Below are 18,809 nucleotides of genomic sequence, written 5' to 3'. Positions count from 1 at the left end.
GCATTGAAGGCGCATCTTTAGGTGTTTTTTGAAGACCACCATGCGTCCCAATCTTCTGGAGTGTCCAGATCGTTCAACGCGTGCGTGTCGGGCAAATTGATGATCTGCGTCCGACCTGTTGCAAGTGCTACAACATCACGCCCGCCAGTGTCGCCATCCAGTCCCGCAAATTCTTCAAACAATGCGCGATCAAAGACAATCGGATGGCCCGGCTTGCCCGTCTCGGTGGCACCGCGCCAGACAAGTGTATCGGAGCTAAGATCAACGGCTTCAAGGACGCTTACCAAATCGTTCTCCGTCAGATCAGGTAGATCAGCAAGCATCACCATCGCGCAGGGCGCATCCTCGGGCAGCGCTGCAAATGCGCGGCGTAGGCTGGCGTTTATGCCTTCTGCCGCATCTGGAACCGCGATGAGATCGACCGATATACCTTCTAGCGCAGCATATCTTGGATGAGGCGCAGTTGGCAAGGTAACGAGGACCGCACCACTGGTGGCTCTGCGGACTTTGAGCGCTTGATGGCGCAGCAAGGAGGTGCCGCCGATATCCTCTAACAACTTGTCTCGCCCGCGCATCCGTGAAGATGCACCAGCGGCAAGTAGGATGATGGGAAATGCATGCAGCGCCATCCGCTTACTCTATGACGCCGATCCGCCAATGTGGACCCGTTTCCGTCAAGATCAGCCCCGCATCCGCGATCCGTCCGCATCAAACAACGGCGCGGTAATCAGTTTCGCAGGTCGCATCTCTCCGAGGATTTCAATTTCCACCGCCAGACCTTCCGTGGCATGTTCGCGGGGGACAAACCCCAGTGCGATAGATTTTCCAGCGAAATGGGAATATCCGCCGGAGGTACAGAAACCAACAACCGCGCCATCCAACCAGATCGGCTCGTAGCCGTGCACATCGGCATCTTTTGCATCGACTTCAAAGCTGACCAACAGGCGGGCGGGCGGGGTGGTCCGCTCGGCCTCTGCCGCATCACGACCGATGAACCGTGTATTCTTTTTGAAACTGATGAATCGATCCAAACCTGTTTCCGCTGCCGTGTAGTCTGGCGAAAATTCGGCCATCCACGAGCCAAAGAATTTATCCAGTCGCAAAGACATCATCGCGCGCATGCCAAAAGGGGTCATTCCATGCGGGGCGCCCGCGCGCCACAAGGTCTGCCACAAGCTGCGCTGGTCCATCGGATCGCAATAGATCTCGAAACCCAGATCGCCGGTATAGCTGACCCTTTGGACGATGCACGCAGTCTGCCCGACGGTAACTTCCCAGACGTCCAGAAACCGCATTGATGAAATATCGGTCCGCGTGCAGGCTTGCAAAACATCACGCGCCCTTGGTCCGGCGATCTGGAAACCGGTGCGCTGGTCCGAGATGTTCTCAACTTCAACTCCGTCTTCCAAGTGATTGACAAACCAACGAAAGTGAAAAGCCTGTGATCCGTAAGAAGCTGTCAGTTGAAAGAGTTCTTCGCCAAGGCATGACATGGTGAAGTCGCCGATTAGCTTGCCCTTTTCAGACAACATCGGCGTCAGTGACAACCTGCCTTCCTGCGGCACGCGGCCTGCCATGATGCGGTCTAGCCATTCCCGCGCCTTGGGGCCTTTTACAAGATACTTACCGAAGTTCTGGACCTCGTTGATGCCGACGCCATTACGCACGGCGGCCACTTCGCGGGCTGTGGCGCTAAAAGCGTCGGATCGGCGGAAGGACGGTGTCTCGTAGCTTGGCTCGTCGCCCGTGGCAAAGTAGTTCGGGACCTCCAGGCCATATTGCTGGCCCCATACGGCACCCATGCCGGTAAAGATATCGTACATCGGCGTTGTGCGGTGGGGCCGCGCAGCGGGCAGTTCTTCATTCGGGTATGAGACAGAGAAGCGTTTTTGGTAGTTCTCAATTACCTTCGGTAGCGTGTAGCCTGGCGTGATCCAATCACCAAAGCGGGCAACATCCATGGCCATTACGTCGCGTTCCGGCTCTCCCTCAATCATCCACTGCGCGAGCATTAGACCCACGCCGCCCCCTTGAGAGAACCCGGCCATGACGCCACAGGCAGACCAGTAGTTCCGCATGCCGGGCACGGGGCCTACAAGCGGGTTGCCGTCGGGTGCAAAAGTGAAGGGACCGTGGATAACATTTTTTACACCTGCACGTTCCAGATCGGGAAAGCGCTTGTAGGCGAAATTAATACTGTCTTCGATCTTGTCAAAATCGTCCTGCAACAGATCCTGCCCGAAGGACCAAGGCGTGCCGTCAACCGACCAGGGGCGGCACTTTTGTTCGTAGAACCCGATGCACAGACCTTTGCCTTCCTGCCGTAGATAGCTTTCTCCAGCGGGGTCCATGACATGTGGGTGCTCGATCCCGTCTTTCATCATCTCGACGATCATCGGCACATCTTCTGTCACCAGATACTGGTGCTCCATCGGGTGCAGAGGGAAGTAAACACCGGCCATGGCCCCGACCTCGCGCGCCCAAAGACCACCTGCATTCACCACGTGCTCTGCATGGATCGTGCCTTTGTTGGTGACCACGTCCCATGTGCCATCGGCCCGCTGGTTGGTCTCGTTGACCATACAGTGGGTTTCAATTGTGGCCCCGCCGAGTTTTGCCGCACGCGCATAGGCATGGGTTGTGCCGGACGGATCAAGGTGGCCGTCCAGAGGATCATACAACCCGCCGATGATGCCGTCGGTATTGGTGACGGGTGCAATCTTGCGGATTTCTTCGGGTGTTACGATCTCGGTATCCAGCCCCATAAAGCGATGCTTGGCCCGCTCCGCGAGCAGCATGTCAAACCGGTCCTGATTGTCCGCAAGCGTGACACCGCCCACATGATGCAAGCCGCAGGACATGCCGGTGATTTCTTCCAACTCCTTGTAAAGCCTGATGGTATACCCTTGCAGGGCCGCCATGTTGGTATCACCGTTCAACGTATGGAAACCGCCCGCCGCATGCCACGTTGAACCTGAGGTAAGTTCCGACCGCTCGACCAACATCACATCGCGCCATCCGAGTTTGGTCAGGTGATACAGCACCGAAGCGCCGACCACACCGCCACCGATAATCAAAACGCGCGTAGAAGTTTGCATGTTAGGTTCTCCGTAAAGTTTGCCTCAAAATGTGCTGGAGGGTCCGGCAAGGCATGTATTTTTACGACTAACTTTGTCGAATTCGGAACATCAGGCACAGCTATGTCGTTAGGCTCTGCAGCAGTATCCCGAAGCATTCTGGACAGCACGCTTGCCGGAGAGGATAACATGCTATGACATTCGATTTTTTAATACCTTCAACAATGATCCGTAAAGCTCGTGAATATTCGCGCAAGCTTTGGGTCCGTGTTGCCATCATGGGCTTTATGGCCGTGTTTGCGGTTGTGCTCAGCACCTTTCTTGAACACTGGATACCCGAAGGTATTGCGACGACGTTGTCGGGGGACGCTGCTGACCGCCTGCTGTCGATCATTGCGAATGCAATGCTGGCGGTCACGACGTTCTCGCTCAGCGTGATGGTATCGGTCTATCGCGCATCGTCCACCCAATGGACGCCGCGCGTGCATAGATTGATTATCGAGGACAGAACCACGCAAAATACGCTGGCTGTGTTCATCGGTGCCTACGTGTATGCGCTGATTGCGATCATACTGCGCGAAATGAATGTCTTCGTCGATAAACGCGCTTTTGTACTGTTTATCGTAACAGTGATCGTTCTTGCCGTCATCGTGCTCTACCTCATCCGTTGGGTGCTCCACCTGCAAACCTTTGGCAGCCTGATCGACACCTCCCGCCAAGTCGAAGACACCACGCGGCGCACCTTTCAGGAACGTCTGGCTAACCCCTGTATGGGGGCAAATGCCCTGACCGGAGACATTCCTGAGGATGCAGAAATATATCGCGCAAAAGAGAGCGGTTATCTGCAGCACATCTACCCCGAAGGGCTGAACGAAGTCGGGAAAAATCACGGCGTCGATATCTACTTCATGCGCAATATCGGTAACTTTGTTTTCGTAAACGAGCCGCTTTTGGCGATTGTCCGTGTGGGCGATGCGGAGAACGACGAACACACCGAGGAAACACTGGAAGACGGTCTGCAAAAATCCATCATCCTTGGAGATGTCCGCACCTATGATCAGGACCCACGCTTTGGACTGATCGTGATGGGTGAGGTCGGTTCAAAGGCGTTGTCTCCGGGGGTCAATGATCCCGGCACCGCGATTGATGTCATCCACCGGATCGGGCGCATTTTGGCGTACTACAAGGACGAGGTGAGCACGGACCGCGATGAGGTGTTGGAGCATATTTATGTCGAACCGCTGAACCCAAAAGATCTGATACAAGATGCCTATGGTGCCGTTGCCCGCGACGCAGGCGCGACCGTCGAAGTGCAGCAGGCGTTACAGGCGACATTGTCGGGGCTGGCGCAACACCCCGATGAAGGATTATCAAACGCTGCTCTTGAGGCTGCTAAATTGCATCTACGCCGTGCATTGTCTGTCACGGACTTTGAGCCAGACCGGGAACGCTTGCTACAATCGGCCCAAAGGGACGTCGCAGAAGCCGTGCAGAAGCAGATGACTGGTATCACTGACGACAAAGGTCCGTCGCAGATGGAAAAGGACGGCTAGGCCCGCCTGTGCTTCGACGAATGGCCCGCTTGTTCTGACCGCGACGCGCTGTGTCGGTTTTAAACGACCGGTGCTCAGCACCGCAGGCCAGATTGCCCTAAATGCAACTCTTGTCGGGACATTCAAATGCGCACCCATGCTCAGGCCGTCGTCATCGGAGGCGGCGTTATCGGCTGCTCGATCCTCTATCACCTGACAAAACTGGGCTGGACTGACGTTGTCCTGCTTGAACGTTCCGAGTTGACCTCGGGCTCTACATGGCACGCTGCGGCCAACATTCACGGATTGCACGACAACAATAACATCACGCGCATCCAGAACTATACCATGGACCTCTATAATGCGCTTGAGGAGGAGACAGGCCAGTCGTGTGGTGTTTTCCAGCCCGGCAGCCTTTATCTGGCACAAACCGAAGCGCGAGAACACCAGCTGCGCTTGCAGGCCGCGAAAGCCAGATATTATGGCATGCCCTTCCGTGAGGTAGACCGTGCGGAGGCGGAAGCGCTGCATCCTCTGGTCGATTATGATGGCATCCGCTGCATCATGTTCGAGGAAAACGGCGGCAATGTAGACCCCTCCGGCGTGACCAACGCTTATGCCACAGGCGCGCGGCAGAACGGGGCAGAGATAATTCGCTTTTGTCCGGTCACCGGCACCGAACAACAGACCGATGGCACCTGGGTTGTCCGCACAGAGAAAGGCGACATCGCTTGCGAATGGATTGTCAACGCCGCCGGTCTTTGGGGGCGCGAGGTCGCAGCACTTGCTGGTTTGACGCTTCCGTTACAGCCCACAGAGCACCAGTATTTTGTGACAGAGAGCATTGCAGAAATTGAAGGCTTGGACCGGCGTCTGCCGTCCGTGGCCGACCGAGACGGGGAATATTATCTGCGGCAGGAAGGCAAAGGCCTGCTTGTGGGTGCCTATGAGAAGAACCTGAAGTTCTGGGCAGAAGACGGGACGCCGCAGGGATTCGGACACGAGCTTTTCGCCGATGACCTTGAGCGGATTGAGGATAATATGATGCGGGCCATAGACCGCGTGCCGGCGGTAGGCACTGCTGGGATCAAGCGGGTGATCAACGGGCCCATGATCTGGTCGCCGGATTCAAACGTTTTGTTCGGACCTGTGCCGGAGCTGTCCAATTACTTCTGCTGCAACGGGATCATTCCGGGATTTTCCCAGTCCGGTGGCATGGGGTTGCTTGCTGCGGATTGGATCGTCACGGGCGAGTCCCGCTATGACATGTTCGCTTGGGATGTCGCGCGCTTCGGGTCTTGGGCCGATGCGGCCTTCACCAAGGCGCGGGTGGGGGACCAGTACGCCAACAGGTTCAAGATACACTTCCCGAACGAAGAACGCAGCGCAGGACGCCCCATGCGCAAACGTCCGGCGTATAACGCCCAGCGCAATCTGGGCGCTGTGTTCGGGTTGAACTACGGTTGGGAGCACCCCTTGTACTATGGTTATCCGGTCGGGTCAGAGGATCGGACCGAAGGCTTCACACGGCAAGATTGGTGGGAACAGGTCGGGCGCGAATGCCGGATGCTGCGGGAAAGTGCGGGCATCATCGACATCTCGAATTTCGCGAAATACCGTTGCGCAGGACCGGGGGCAGAAGATTGGCTAAATGCAGTTTTCGCGAACCGGATGCCAAGGACCGTGGGGCGCTCTTGTCTGACACCATTGATTGGCACGCGCGGTGGCATCGCAGGTGATTTCACAGTCACCAGAACCCAAGAGGACGAGTTCTGGATCATCGGCTCCGGCATGGCCGAGCGGTATCACAAACGGTTTTTCAAGTCGGTGCCGCTTCCCGATGGCACGGTGTTCGAAAGTCATACGGACGCAATGTGCGGCTTTAACGTGGCCGGGCCAAAATCCCGCGACATTCTGCAACGAATGACCAATGCCTCGCTGGCGACGGCTGATTTCCCTTTCATGCGGTCCGCGTGGATTGAGCTTGCGGGCGTACGTTGTCTGGCGCTGCGTGTTAGCTTTACAGGTGATCTGGGATGGGAGTTGCATTGTGCCGAAGCCGATCAGGCACAGCTCTACGCTGCGCTTATCGCAGAAGGTGCCGCCGTGGGGGCGGGTCCGGTGGGATCGCGTGCATTGATGTCACTGCGGATCGAGAAGGGCTATGGTTCATGGAGCCGCGAATACAGCCCGGAGTACTGGCCGCAGGAAGTCGGGTTGGATCGTTTGTGCAATATCGACAAGGACTTTCTGAACAAGGTGGCGGTGCAAGAGACACTCGCCAAGCCAGCTAGGGAAAAACTGGTCATCATGGCGCTGGATGCGGCCGAAACAGATGCATCCAACGCAGATGCGACCGGAGGTGAGCCGATATTCAAGGACGGCAAGGGGATAGGGCGCGTCACATCGGGGGCGTACGGCTATACCGTGGGCAAGTCGCTGGCTCTGGGTTTTGTCAGGAATGTGGAGGCGGGGGACAGCGTTGAGGTGATGGTACTGGGCAGACCGCATCGCGCGGTCATCCTTGCGCTGCCACCTTTCGATCCGGATGGTACGCGTCTACGGGCTTGAGCGGCGGTTTAGGACAGTGCCAAGGTCCATGTATTGGTGCCACATATTTGCAAGCCGGACGTGCTCAAGGTCGTAGCGCACCGGTAACTCGGATTCTAGCATGATCTGCCTAAGAGAATTGCGCGTTAGCGCCAGTGTGAACCGTGCCCGGATACCGTCATCGTATGTTTCGGAAATTCGTGCATTCAGCACGAGGTCATCCAGTACAATATTGAAATAGCCGCCCTGTGAGAGCACCCTCAACCCCTGCATTCCGCCTGTGTCATCAGGGATGATATGACACCCGCGTTTGCCGATGCCCTTGATGCGGCATGCGATCTCTTGTCCCAGTATATCGATGCGGACAGGTACATCGCAAATCCGACGGCCCCGAAAAATCACCGACGTCACCATAAGCGCAAAATGCACGACGATGGCGAGCGCGAGGAGCACGAGAAAACCTGTCATCAAGGCAATAAGTTGTTTCAATTGTCTCTGGTGCGCAAGACGCAGATGTTCCTGACTGGTCTTCCAACCCGTTTGTCGCAGTCCAAGGTTCTGCTCCGCGCTTTCGGTGTATGACTGCCTAAAACCCTTTGCCTCATGGTCCCCGTGTCCTTGCGCGTTGCCTTGACAGGCAAGCGCTACAATGCCGGCCGCGCGAACCATATCGCTGTTGAAATTCTTCGGCGGTTCCGCGTTCGCCTCTGCCTGCAATGCGATAAACTTCAGAACTGTCAGATGATGCCGTAGAAATCCGAAGGTGTGCGCCTGTCCAGACTGCCTAAGAAGATGAAGAACCACATCGTTGTCCAGCCCTGAAATCAACGTTTCAATCTCGGACAGGGTAGCATTATCCGCCATTTTGCCAGAGGCGAAGCCGTGACCAGATAATCCGATAACATTCACCAGCCGCTCACAGCTTGCTTGCGCCGTTGTGACGAACAAAAGCCATATGGCGCAGATCGTGCCGAGAGTTCGCATACCGTACATATCCATCTGACAGCCGCCAAAGGGTGTCGGCTTTGATCGGGATATGCCCGAGCGCGATTAACGAAGCCCTAAAAGCTACGTGTTCAGGCGTCTATGTCTCTTAAAGAGGTCTGATTTTAAGCTGGGTTATGCGGTTGCCATCACGGGAGGTCACCTCAAATCGGAAGCCGTGGAAGCTAAAGACCTGACCGGGTGTCGGAATCATCTGTGCTTCGTGAATGACCAGGCCGGCAAGTGTATTGGCCTCATCATCAGGCAGGGACCAGTCTGTCGCACGGTTAAGGTCGCGGATCGTCATGGCACCGTCGACATAGTACTGGCCGTCATCGCCGGGGGACAGCGGGTGGTCCGCATCCGGATCGAATTCGTCTGTAATCTCGCCCACGATCTCCTCAAGGATATCTTCAAGCGTGATAAGGCCCTGCAACGATCCGTATTCATCCACCACCAGCGCAAAGTGAGTTCGCCTGCGCAAAAACTGGCGCATCTGCTCATCAAGAGTTGAGGTTTCCGGCACGAAGTAGGGCTTCATAGCGACAGTCGCAACGTCGAATTTCTTCAGGGCACCTGCATCGCCTTCGGGCCCGCCAATCAACTTGTACATGGCACGCAGCAGGTCTTTCGCGTGGATTACACCGATGATGTTTTCAGGGTCGTCCCGAAAAACCGGCAAGCGCGTGTGATTGGATTGCAGACACTGGTCCAGAATGTCGGAGGGATCACTGTCCGCATCGATCATTTCGATACCGGAACGGTGCAACATGATCTCTTCGACCACACGTTCGCGCAGATCAAGAGCACCAAGGATGCGGTCGCGGTCTTCTTTTTCCACCACGCCTTCGGAATGGCCCAGATGCAGGGCACCAGCGATTTCTTCACGGACGGCCAGAATATTACTGTCGGGGTCAACTGCGACACCCAGCAGACGCAGGATACCGCGAACCAGAATGCGCACCGCACTCACTATGGGTGAAAACACGCGCACCACAACGGAAATTGGCAATGACACAAGTGATGCTGCACGCTCCGCATTTGTGATGGCATATGTCTTGGGCAGGACCTCAGCAAAGACCAGCACCAGAAGAGTCATGAACAAAGTGGCCAAAGCGACACCGTTCTCGCCGAACAGCCGGAGCAACACCGTAGTCGCCAGCGATGTCGCCAAAATGTTTACAAGGTTGTTGCCAAGCAGAACCGAACCAATCAGCCGCTCATTGTCTTCTGTAATGCGCAAGGCACGTGCGGCCCCCTTGGAGCCTTTGTCAGCCTGCGTGCGCAATTTCCCCCGAGAGGCGGCAGTCAACGCCGTTTCAGAGCCCGAGAAGAAGCCAGATAGGATCAGGAGGAAGAGAATGATTGCAGCGCTGAACCAAAATGCGCTGTCAAGAAGCGCAGCAGTGGGCAGCGCGGTAGAAGGTTCCATTGATGAACGTGTCCATTTGAATATGTATCAATCGGTTATGGGGGGGCGCAGGCCTTCGTTCAAGGGGAACGGTTCAGATAGACGCCCCCCAAGCGGCGAAAGCACGACTGCCTGAGATTAATTTTCATCTGATGAGGACTTGGTCTTCTCCGCTCGCTTCTTGGTTTCGGCAAGCGGATGACGCTCAAGCACCAGTTCCGACAAGCGCTCTTCGAGCACATGAGTATAGATTTCAGTGGTTGCCACGTCGGCATGGCCCAGCATCGTCTGGATGGCGCGCAGATCGGCACCGTTGGCAAGCAGGTGGGTGGCGAAAGCGTGGCGCAATGTATGCGGCGTGACCTTGGCCGGATCAACACCTGCCGCAACGGCAAACTCCTTAATCAAAAGGTAAAAGCGATGACGGGTCAGATAGCCTGTCTTGCCCCGCGAAGGGAACAGGAACCGCGAAACCGGTTTTTTCTTCAATCTGTCGTCTTCATCCATCTTGTCGCGCTGTTCCAGCCACGCGGCCAGCGCGTCGCGGGCAGGCGGTGACAAAGGCACCATCCGCTCCTTGCCGCCTTTGCCGGTGATTAACAGCAACCTCGGATCTCCACGCGTTGAGGATATCGGCAGGCTCACGAGTTCTGTAACCCGCATGCCCGTTGCATAAAGCAATTGCATAAGACAGGTATTGCGCAGCTGGTCCGTCAGGTTACGCCCCGATGCCTCGGCCGCACTCAGCAATCTGTCCACCTCATCCTCGTTCAGGATTTTGGGCAGACGCTTGTCCTGACCGGGACCGGATATCTGAATAGCGGGATTGTCCGTACGCAGACCTTCTTCGAAGGCAAAGCGATAAAGCTGTTTGATCGCGGAAAGACGCCGCGCGCGTGTTGACTTTGCCAGACCCTGCGCATCGCAATAGACCAGATAGTTTTCGACTAGATCGCGTCCGGCACTGCTGAAATCGCTGTTCTTGCGGGCCAGATAACTGTCGAAGTCCTTGAGATCCCGTCCATAGGCCAGCTGCGTATTGGTCGCAGCGCCAAGCTCTGCAGCCTGTGCTTCAAGAAAGCTTGAAATCCAGTGAAACGTGGCAGTCTGCATTATCCGCGCTCCAACAGCAGCACCTGTAATGCCGCGCGACGGGCGGTGTCTTCCAGACCCAGTGCGCGTAATGTGCCAAGGGCGTCGGTCAGTGCGCGGGCATTGCCTGCGGTCCCTTTGTGCATGAGGGTCAAGACCTGCAGAATGCTCTCTCCTAGACGACCCTGAGCCACCATCGCTACCAGATCGGCGCGGGGTTGCGCCGTGGTAAACGCATCGAAAACGGCACCCTCATAAAGGTCCTCGGGGCGTTCCAACGTTTCACCTTCGGACAACGGAACAGCCCCACGGGCGATAAATCCTGCAAGATCGGACCTGCCAGACCCGACACGTTCGTACGAAGGCGACAGCAATGCGACTGTTGCCGCCGTATCCGCCGCGCGTCCGGTCAGCTTGAATTCACTTAGTGAATCGGCAAACAGCGTGGCAAAACTGACCTCAATACCCGCTGATGTCATCTCGCGCCAAACCGGAAGAATGGTTTTGGACACGGCTTCGGTGCTTTGCGCCTCCAGCGCAGTCTCAAACCGCTGCCATGCTGCCACCCGGTCCCAGACGCCGCCCGAGGCTGCAGCCTTGCGTTCGGAATAGAGACCAAGCAAGCGGTTGTCGGGGAGGGCACCTGCGCGTGTCAAACGCTCGGCCGCTTCAATCTGTGCTTTCCAGCCGGCCAGATCGCGCAAATCGGCAACCGCGTAGGGGCGGGGCAGATTCGTGGTCGGGATCGGCTCGCCAATGGCTTCAAAAAGACGAAAGCTCAACGGGTCCATCTTGCGTGGAACGGATAATGGTGGCAGCCCCTCGGCCGCGTCCGGGTCAATAAAGCGGGCAAGCAGATCAAGCTGTTCATCGGGAACGAGGCCAAGCGCCTTGGCTGAACCAAGCGTCAGTGCGGCATCTTCCCATTCACCGGCCCTTGCAGCGCAGAATATCCGTACTGCGTAATCTTGGGTAATATGTGGCATTTCGCTCAGCACGCCGCAGGCGCGGTCTTCGGTGCCGGTCAGCAGGCTGATGTCCATCCACAGATCAAAGTGAGCCGGTGAACTACGTACACCCGCCTGTTCGATCAGTGACAAGGCGGGATCAAGCGCGCCGCGCTGGACCAGCTTTTCCACCCGTGCAAGCACGAGCTGGTCACCCGCGGCCGCCACATCACCGGGCGCGCGGGCTTCGGCCAGCAAGAGAGTATAGAGCAGGGACTGCGCGGCAGGAAGATTTAGATCTGGAAGCGTCGCGATGAGATCGGTCAGTTTGTTGACATCGCTGCCTGTCCAAAGGTCTGCGGGCAGTCCGGTAATCTGTGCCGGAACAAGGCCGATCGCCCTTGGACCGCTTGTCGCAAGCGGTTGTACATTGACCTGCGGCGCCAACGCATTCTTCGAAACCGGCGGTTCGTTCGGCGCAGGCGCGGGTTTGGCGGGGCGTGGGGGCAGTGCTGCAGGTGTTGGTGGCAGCTGCGTGCCAAGCCAGTCAATTGCCGACAAAGGACCTTGCGGCTCGGCTACGGCAGGGGCACCGATGAGCAGTGCGGTGACGGCAACAGCCCCCAGTCGAGCTGCCTTCTGCACCATTCAATCTGTCTCCAGCGTTACAGGTTGTCGCATTTCAACTTGGGCGGGAGCAAATTCGGCACCAAAAAACGGTCCGACGTAGGCATAGCCCACAAGCCCGACAAACCCCACAACCAAGAGGAAAATCAGTGCTTTAAGAAGTCTGCCCATGAAGCTTGCCTGCCAATTTCGTGTTTTGTTATGCAATCTATATATGGCCTTTTCGGCAAGATCACGTCATTCAGATAAAAATGAGTGAATTTGAGCAAAGCATGGCCGATGACGGTGGGTCAGCCCCGTCTTACAGGCTCAGGAAAACGGTCGTCATGGTTGGCATGATGGGGGCTGGCAAGACGGCTGTGGGCCGCGCTTTGGCCGCGAAACTGCGGGTGCCGTTTCTTGACAGCGACCACGAAATCGAAGTCGCCGCAAATCTCAGCGTACCGGAAATCTTTGACCGTGATGGCGAGGCGTTTTTCCGAAAGCGCGAGACAGAAGTCATCGCCCGTTTGCTGGACAGCGAGCGCGGTATCCTGTCGACGGGCGGCGGTGCGTTTCTGGCAAAGCAAAACCGCGAGCTGATCTCCCAACGTGGCGTATCCGTCTGGTTGAACGCGGATCTTGAACTGTTGTGGAACCGCGTGAAGCATAAAAATACCCGACCATTGTTGCGCACAAGCGATCCCAAGGCGACACTTGCCGCGCTTTATGACACGCGCACACCGCTTTATCAGCAGGCTGACCTTTCGGTGCCAAGCGATCCGTCCCTAAGCATTGATGCCATGGCAGACAGGGTGATTGAGGCTCTGTTGCAACGCCCTGATGTACTGGAGCAATACCAATGATTGAGACCGTCGCCGTCAACCTGCCCGGTCGGGAATACGAGGTGCGCATCGGCGCGGGACTTCTTGCAGATGCAGGCGCGCACATCGCACCCTTTCTCAAGCGTCCCAAGGTTGCGATCATCACCGACGAGACTGTTGGCGTCTTGCACCTTGAGGCGCTGCAGTCGGGCCTGCGGACCTCCGGTATCGACAGTGACGCAATGAGCCTGCCTGCGGGCGAAGGGACCAAGAGCTGGCCGCAGCTTGAGCGCTGCGTGGACTGGTTATTGGATGCGCAGGTTGAGCGGGGCGATATCGTCGTGGCATTTGGCGGCGGTGTCATCGGGGATCTGGTTGGATTTGCCGCCGCCGTACTGCGCCGCGGTGTTCGTTTTGTGCAGATCCCGACGTCTTTGCTGGCACAGGTGGACAGCTCTGTCGGCGGCAAGACCGGCATAAACGCCCGACAAGGCAAAAACCTGATCGGGGCGTTTCATCAGCCCATGCTGGTGTTGGCGGATACCGCACTTTTGGGCACGTTGACACCGCGTGATTTTCTGGCTGGATATGGCGAGGTGGTCAAATACGGTTTGCTGGGGGATGCGCACTTCTTTGAATGGCTGGAAGAGCAGGGACCTGCTTTGGCTGCGGGAGACATGGCCGCGCGGATCGAGGCCGTGCGCCGCTCCGTTCAGATGAAAGCAGACATTGTGATGCGCGACGAGACAGAGCAGGGCGACCGCGCTTTGCTGAACCTCGGCCATACCTTCGGACACGCGCTTGAAACCGCCACTGGATACGGCGACAGGCTTTTGCACGGCGAAGGTGTTGCAGTCGGGTGTGCGCTTGCGTTCGAGCTGTCCGCACGCATGGGTCTGTGCGCGCAGGAAGACCCCAGCCGCGTACGTGCACACCTCAAGGCGATGGGCATGAAAACCGATCTGCGCGATATTGACGGGGACCTGCCTGATGCAGAGGCGCTGCTGACGCTTATGGGACAGGACAAGAAGGTGGTCGCAGGGGAGCTGCGCTTTATCCTTGCACGGGGCATCGGCGATGCGTTTGTGACCGGTGAGGTGCCTCAGCCCTTGGTTCTGGACGTCCTCCGCGATGCGCTGCACGACAGGTAAACCGATCGTCTGAATGCTTCACGCCTTGCGAATGACCATCGCGAATTTGTCTTTCGCTGAGAATCCGAGGCTTTCATAAAACCCTGTGGCGTCGCGCGCCTGACCGGTCATCAGCATGACCTTGTAGGCATTTGCCCGCCACGCTGCATCCAATGCGGCCTGCATCGCACGTCGGCCGTGGCCCCGCCTCTGCAGGCTGGCGCGGGTCACTACGTTTTCGATCAAGCCATAAGGGCGTGCGTCCCAAACCACATTTGGTAACAGATGCAGCGTCACCATCGCGGCGAGGGTGTTTTACTCGAAGGAGCCGAACACCTGCGTGCCCTGATGGGAAATCACTGTCTCAAATGCATCCGGCCCGCGCGCTGGCGGGCCGACAGTGAGTTCGTTGTACAGCTCGATTGCCTGCACTGCGTCCGAAGGGACCAGCACACGCACATCTGCATCAGAACGGGATTTCATCATCCAGATCGCGTGAGGAACCACCGCCCGAAGGACCGCTTGGCCCGCTGTCATAGCCGCCACCCTGGCCGCTGTCATATCCGCCGCCGTAGTCACCGCCGCCGCCACCACCATAGCCGCCGCCACCACCGGAACCGCCACCATCACGCCCGTCGAGCATGGTCAGTGTGCCGTTGAAACCTTGCAGCACGACTTCGGTGGAATAGCGGTCCTGACCGGACTGGTCTTGCCATTTGCGCGTCTGCAACTGGCCTTCGATATAAACCTTGGACCCTTTTTTGAGGTACTGTTCGGCGATCCGCACAAGCCCCTCGTTGAAGATCGCGACCGAATGCCATTCAGTCTTTTCGCGTCGCTCTCCGGTGTTCTTGTCTTTCCAGTTTTCGGACGTCGCAATCCGCAGATTGCAGACCTTGCCACCGTTCTGGAACGACCGGACCTCAGGGTCGCGGCCGAGATTGCCGATTAGGATCACCTTGTTTACTGAGCCAGCCATATTTCCCCCGTCAGTGTCTTTAAACCTTGCAACGGCAGCCTTCCGAATCCGGTCGGCCCGTCGCGTTGGGTCGTTATATCGCCCCAACCATGGCCGGACCATGCTTAACGAAGCGTTTCCCTGTATTTCCCTTATTCCGCCGGCCATAATCAAAGGCTGGTCCGGCCCACAATATATGGTATACCACGCGCAATTAAACGGCAGAGGCATCGATTAGTATGTTTGGAACACGTGCAGCAGCGGCCATAGTCGCGGTCAGTATTGCAATTTGCCCGGTCGCATCTGCCCAGGCAGACACCCTTTCGTCAAAAAGCCGGACATCTTTGTTCAAGTCGCAATCCAAGCTGCTGGATTCACGTGCATCCAAGCAGTACTCAGGCTCGATCCGCCTGCAACCACCCAAGGTGGTCACGCCCACAAAGTGGGATACGCAAGCAAACTGGCAGTCGCCGAAATATCGCGGCAAATACAAAGGCCAGTTTTTGACATTGGCAAAGAAAGCGGCGACCCGTCATGGTGTGCCGGTCGATTTGTTCTTGCGGCTGGTGCAGCAGGAAAGCAACTGGAACCACAAAGCGATCAGCCATGCCGGGGCCATCGGCCTTGCGCAGTTGATGCCTGCCACGGCCAAGCTTTTGCGGGTCGACCCGACAGACCCCCAACAGAACCTCGAAGGGGGTGCGCGTTATCTTAAACAGCAGTACCGCACTTTCGGGACATGGAAGCTTGCGTTGGCCGCGTATAACGCGGGTCCCGGTGCCGTTAAAAAGCACGGCGGCGTGCCACCTTATAAAGAAACGCGAAACTACGTACGGATCATCGGCGGAAACTAGCCTGATCTGACGGCAAATTTGGCTTTGCCCGAGAAAGATTTGGAAAAGCCGTGGAACATTACGGACCGCCGGCACGTTACCCTGTCAGCCAAGCCGAACGGAAGATCTGTTCGGCAGAAATGACAAGGACGGAACAAAATGTCTAATATGTTCAAGAACTTCACACTTGCCGCATCGGTAAGCCTTATCGCTCTCACAGGTACAGCATACGCTGCAGAGATGGACCCGGCGTCTGACATCAGCGTCGACGCATCCTACAACGCCGCAGAAGATACCAACGCGATGGAAATGTTCCCCGGCATCACGCAGGACGTCGAAGTTGCAATCGCAAAACTGATCCCGATGAGCGACAGCCCCAACGATCCGGTGATCCGCGTTGATATCCGCAAACTGGCGCTGGATGGGGACACCATTCTGCCGGATTCAACAGAGTTTAACCAGATGGAAGGTGTAGTAGCCATCGACACAGTGACCGGTATCGGCGGTAAATCCTTCCCGATCAACATCGTCGCGGTGACTGATCTGACATCCGTACCAGATGGGTACGTGGGCATCGCGCCCTCTGTGGACGACTTCTACAATGCAATGATCGACGCATTTGCTGCAGACGTGGCCAAAAACTACGGTTCGATCAATGACGAAGGCCTCAAAGGCTCTAACTAAGCTTAATCCCATTCGGCAAAAAGCGCGGCACCTGACGGTGTCGCGCTTTTTTTTTGTTCACTCCGCCGCGACACCTACTTCGATGACTGGCTCCATCTCGTTGAGTTTTTCGTCGCTAAGATGGCATTTCAGCTGATGCCCGTCGGCTACCATACGAATTGGTGGCACTTCCTTTTCACACAGTCCGCCCGGCACTTCGGACTTCCAGCGACACCGCGTCTGGAAAGGGCAACCAGGAGGCGGGTTCATGGCAGACGGAATGTCGCCCTCCAGAACGATGTGCTTTTTCTTCACCGAAGTGTCGGCGATCGGAACCGCCGACAAAAGTGCTTCGGTATAGGGATGATAGGGGGGGCTGAACACCTGATCCGTACTTCCCAGCTCAACCACGTGGCCCAGATACATAACCATCACACGGTCACTGAGATAGCGGACGATGGACAGGTCGTGGCTGATAAACAGCAGGGTCGTCTTTTGCTCGCGCTGGATCTCCATCAGCAGATCGGTGACAGCAGCTTGCACCGACACATCAAGCGCCGATACAGGTTCATCCGCCACTACGATCCGCGCATCACCGGCAAAGGCACGCGCAATGCCAACACGCTGTTTCTGACCCCCGGACAATTGTCTTGGCATACGATTGGCGAATTCTCGCGGGAGCTTTACAAGGTCCAACAGCTCCAGCATCCGCTTTTTCCGTTCGGCCTCGTTTTTGCCAATCTTGAAGATTTCGAGCGCACGAATGATCTGGCGTCCCACCGTCATCGACGGGTTCAACGTGTCAAAGGGGTTTTGGAAAACCATCTGAACGTCAGCCACGTTTTTGGTTGTACGCTGCTCGATCGGGACATTCCCGATTTCCTGATTATCCAGCAGAATTTGGCCTTCGGTCGCGGTCTCAAGCCCCATCAGGACCTTGGCAAAGGTGGATTTACCGCAACCGGATTCTCCCACAATTGCCAGCGTTTCGCTCTCGCGCGCCTCGAACGTCAGCTCTTCGTTGGCTTTCACCACTTTGGTGCTGCCCCCGCCAAACATGGCATTTGCCGCCACTTGATAATATTTCTTGAGCTTGTCCATCTTGAGGACAACGTCACCGACCTCGCCCTTTGTTTTGACATCCGCCAACTCCATCGGGGCATTCCAGTCGATCTCATCATAGCGCAGGCAGCGGGTGTGGTGGCGGTCGTTTCCATCAATGACAGCCATCGGAATCACACCCTGATCACAGCGGCCCGCCTGAAAGTAATCGCAGCGCGGCCCGAAGTTACATCCCGGTGGCCGTTCATGGGGCAAGGGAAAGTTGCCGGGGATCGCAACAAGCGGCCGCGCGTTTTTGTCAGCACCGGGCAGCGGGATCGAACGGAAAAGCGCCTGGGTGTAGGGGTGCTGCATTTCGTCAAACACATCTTCGATGCTACCGCGCTCAACCGCTTCGCCTGAATACATCACACAAATCCGGTCACAGGTCTCCAACACCAAACCAAGGTTGTGGCTAATGAAGAGCATCGAAGTGCCATACTTCTTTCCCAAATCCTTGACCAGTTCCACAACCGCCGCTTCAACCGTCACGTCCAGCGCAGTAGTTGGTTCATCGAGAATAAGCAAAGACGGCTCCGACATGAGCGCCATGGCGATCACGATGCGCTGCTGTTGGCCGCCGGACAGTTGATGCGGAAAGGAATTCAAAATCCGTTTCGGGTCGGGCAGCTTTACATCCGTGACCACCATCAAAGCGCGGTCATAGGCGTCTTTTTCAGACATGCCCGCATGGATCATTGGGACTTCCATCAACTGCTTACCGATCTTCATCGCAGGGTTCAGCGATGCCATCGGCTCTTGATAGATCATCGCAATCTCGGACCCACGAATGTCGCGCAGCTCTTCATCGGACATCTCGCCCAGATCACGCCCCTTGAACTTGATCGATCCGCCAACGATGCGCCCGTTCTTGCCCAGATCCTGCATCACGCCCAGCGCCACAGTGGATTTCCCGCATCCGCTTTCTCCAACCAGTCCCAGCGCTTCGCCGGGCATGACGGAGGCCGAGAAATCCATCACCGCAGGAATTTCGCGTAACCGTGTGAAAAATGAAATCGACAGCTTGTCGATCTCTAAAATCGGCCCGTCATATGCTTCTTTAACCATTGGTTTCTTCTCCTCGGGCCACCTGCAAAGAGT

17 protein-coding genes are annotated in these 18,809 nt (G+C 56.7%); 6 read left to right on the top strand and 11 right to left on the bottom strand.

The window, feature by feature from the left end; translation table 11 throughout:
• Positions 1 to 17 precede the first annotated feature (17 nt).
• Both Z946_RS0120235 and Z946_RS0120230 read right to left on the bottom strand, forming a co-directional pair.
• On the bottom strand, positions 18 to 629 hold the full coding sequence (locus tag Z946_RS0120235; RefSeq protein ID WP_025057530.1) for a nucleotidyltransferase family protein: 612 nt from the start codon (positions 627 to 629) through the stop codon (positions 18 to 20).
• Positions 630 to 680: 51 nt separating this feature from the next.
• Entirely contained in the window at positions 681 to 3,098 is a 2,418-nt protein-coding gene (locus Z946_RS0120230) for a GcvT family protein (protein ID WP_025057529.1), read from the bottom strand.
• 203 nt (positions 3,099 to 3,301) lie between these two features.
• Here Z946_RS0120230 and Z946_RS0120225 point away from each other — a divergent pair, with 203 nt between their 5' ends.
• Together Z946_RS0120225 and Z946_RS0120220 are read left to right on the top strand one after the other, a co-directional pair.
• Entirely contained in the window at positions 3,302 to 4,630 is a 1,329-nt protein-coding gene (locus Z946_RS0120225; RefSeq protein WP_311733154.1) for a DUF2254 domain-containing protein, read from the top strand.
• Positions 4,631 to 4,756: 126 nt separating this feature from the next.
• On the top strand, positions 4,757 to 7,180 hold the full coding sequence (locus Z946_RS0120220; protein WP_025057527.1) for a GcvT family protein: 2,424 nt from the start codon (positions 4,757 to 4,759) through the stop codon (positions 7,178 to 7,180).
• Here Z946_RS0120220 and Z946_RS0120215 read toward each other — a convergent pair.
• From Z946_RS0120215 to Z946_RS21710, 5 genes are all read right to left on the bottom strand, one after another.
• Positions 7,169 to 8,158 (bottom strand): hypothetical protein, encoded by a 990-nt coding sequence (locus tag Z946_RS0120215; protein ID WP_037969343.1) that lies wholly within the window; start codon positions 8,156 to 8,158, stop codon positions 7,169 to 7,171. The two genes, Z946_RS0120220 and Z946_RS0120215, sit on opposite strands and share 12 nt — an antisense overlap.
• Positions 8,159 to 8,252: 94 nt before the next feature.
• Positions 8,253 to 9,575 (bottom strand): HlyC/CorC family transporter, encoded by a 1,323-nt coding sequence (locus Z946_RS0120210; RefSeq protein ID WP_037969341.1) that lies wholly within the window; start codon positions 9,573 to 9,575, stop codon positions 8,253 to 8,255.
• Positions 9,576 to 9,692: 117 nt separating this feature from the next.
• Positions 9,693 to 10,667 (bottom strand): site-specific tyrosine recombinase XerD, encoded by a 975-nt coding sequence (locus Z946_RS0120205; protein WP_025057524.1) that lies wholly within the window; start codon positions 10,665 to 10,667, stop codon positions 9,693 to 9,695.
• Positions 10,667 to 12,241, bottom strand: coding sequence for a hypothetical protein (locus Z946_RS0120200; RefSeq protein ID WP_025057523.1), 1,575 nt, complete (start codon positions 12,239 to 12,241; stop codon positions 10,667 to 10,669). The genes Z946_RS0120205 and Z946_RS0120200 overlap by 1 nt, the downstream gene beginning before the upstream one ends.
• A complete protein-coding gene (locus Z946_RS21710; protein ID WP_169736911.1) occupies positions 12,242 to 12,391 on the bottom strand; it encodes a hypothetical protein in 150 nt (49 codons plus the stop codon).
• Between the two features lie 80 nt (positions 12,392 to 12,471).
• Here Z946_RS21710 and Z946_RS0120190 point away from each other — a divergent pair, with 80 nt between their 5' ends.
• Positions 12,472 to 13,065: a shikimate kinase gene (locus Z946_RS0120190; RefSeq protein ID WP_025057522.1), complete on the top strand. Its 594-nt coding sequence runs from the start codon at positions 12,472 to 12,474 to the stop codon at positions 13,063 to 13,065.
• Positions 13,062 to 14,174, top strand: a complete 1,113-nt coding sequence (aroB, locus tag Z946_RS0120185) for a 3-dehydroquinate synthase (RefSeq protein ID WP_025057521.1) — start codon at positions 13,062 to 13,064, stop codon at positions 14,172 to 14,174. The genes Z946_RS0120190 and aroB overlap by 4 nt, the downstream gene beginning before the upstream one ends.
• A gap of 18 nt (positions 14,175 to 14,192) precedes the next feature.
• On the opposite strand, the gene Z946_RS20910 is transcribed toward aroB, so the two are convergent.
• Genes Z946_RS20910 through Z946_RS0120175 form a run of 3 tightly spaced genes read right to left on the bottom strand, consistent with a single transcriptional unit; the run spans position 14,193 to position 15,132 of the window.
• Positions 14,193 to 14,453, bottom strand: a complete 261-nt coding sequence (locus tag Z946_RS20910; RefSeq protein WP_052836117.1) for a GNAT family N-acetyltransferase — start codon at positions 14,451 to 14,453, stop codon at positions 14,193 to 14,195.
• Positions 14,454 to 14,468: 15 nt separating this feature from the next.
• Positions 14,469 to 14,636: a hypothetical protein gene (locus Z946_RS21635; protein WP_160170296.1), complete on the bottom strand. Its 168-nt coding sequence runs from the start codon at positions 14,634 to 14,636 to the stop codon at positions 14,469 to 14,471.
• Positions 14,620 to 15,132, bottom strand: coding sequence for a single-stranded DNA-binding protein (locus tag Z946_RS0120175; RefSeq protein WP_025057520.1), 513 nt, complete (start codon positions 15,130 to 15,132; stop codon positions 14,620 to 14,622). Before Z946_RS0120175 ends, Z946_RS21635 begins: the two co-directional genes overlap by 17 nt.
• Before the next feature lie 218 nt (positions 15,133 to 15,350).
• Between Z946_RS0120175 and Z946_RS0120170 the strand changes: the two genes are divergently transcribed.
• On the top strand, positions 15,351 to 15,965 hold the full coding sequence (locus tag Z946_RS0120170) for a lytic transglycosylase domain-containing protein (protein ID WP_025057519.1): 615 nt from the start codon (positions 15,351 to 15,353) through the stop codon (positions 15,963 to 15,965).
• Between the two features lie 138 nt (positions 15,966 to 16,103).
• Positions 16,104 to 16,628, top strand: coding sequence for a hypothetical protein (locus Z946_RS0120165; RefSeq protein WP_025057518.1), 525 nt, complete (start codon positions 16,104 to 16,106; stop codon positions 16,626 to 16,628).
• Positions 16,629 to 16,685: 57 nt separating this feature from the next.
• Here the strand turns inward: Z946_RS0120165 and Z946_RS0120160 are convergent, their stop codons facing one another.
• The gene (locus Z946_RS0120160) at positions 16,686 to 18,776 is read right to left on the bottom strand and encodes a dipeptide ABC transporter ATP-binding protein (RefSeq protein ID WP_025057517.1); all 2,091 of its coding nucleotides are present in this window, start codon (positions 18,774 to 18,776) and stop codon (positions 16,686 to 16,688) included.
• Positions 18,777 to 18,809: the final 33 nt, after the last annotated feature.

Source organism: Sulfitobacter noctilucicola, from assembly GCF_000622385.1.
GTDB classification, from domain to species: domain Bacteria; phylum Pseudomonadota; class Alphaproteobacteria; order Rhodobacterales; family Rhodobacteraceae; genus Sulfitobacter; species Sulfitobacter noctilucicola.
The sequence above is the reverse complement of the archived record's forward strand: the minus strand, read 5'-3'. Positions and strand labels throughout refer to the sequence as shown.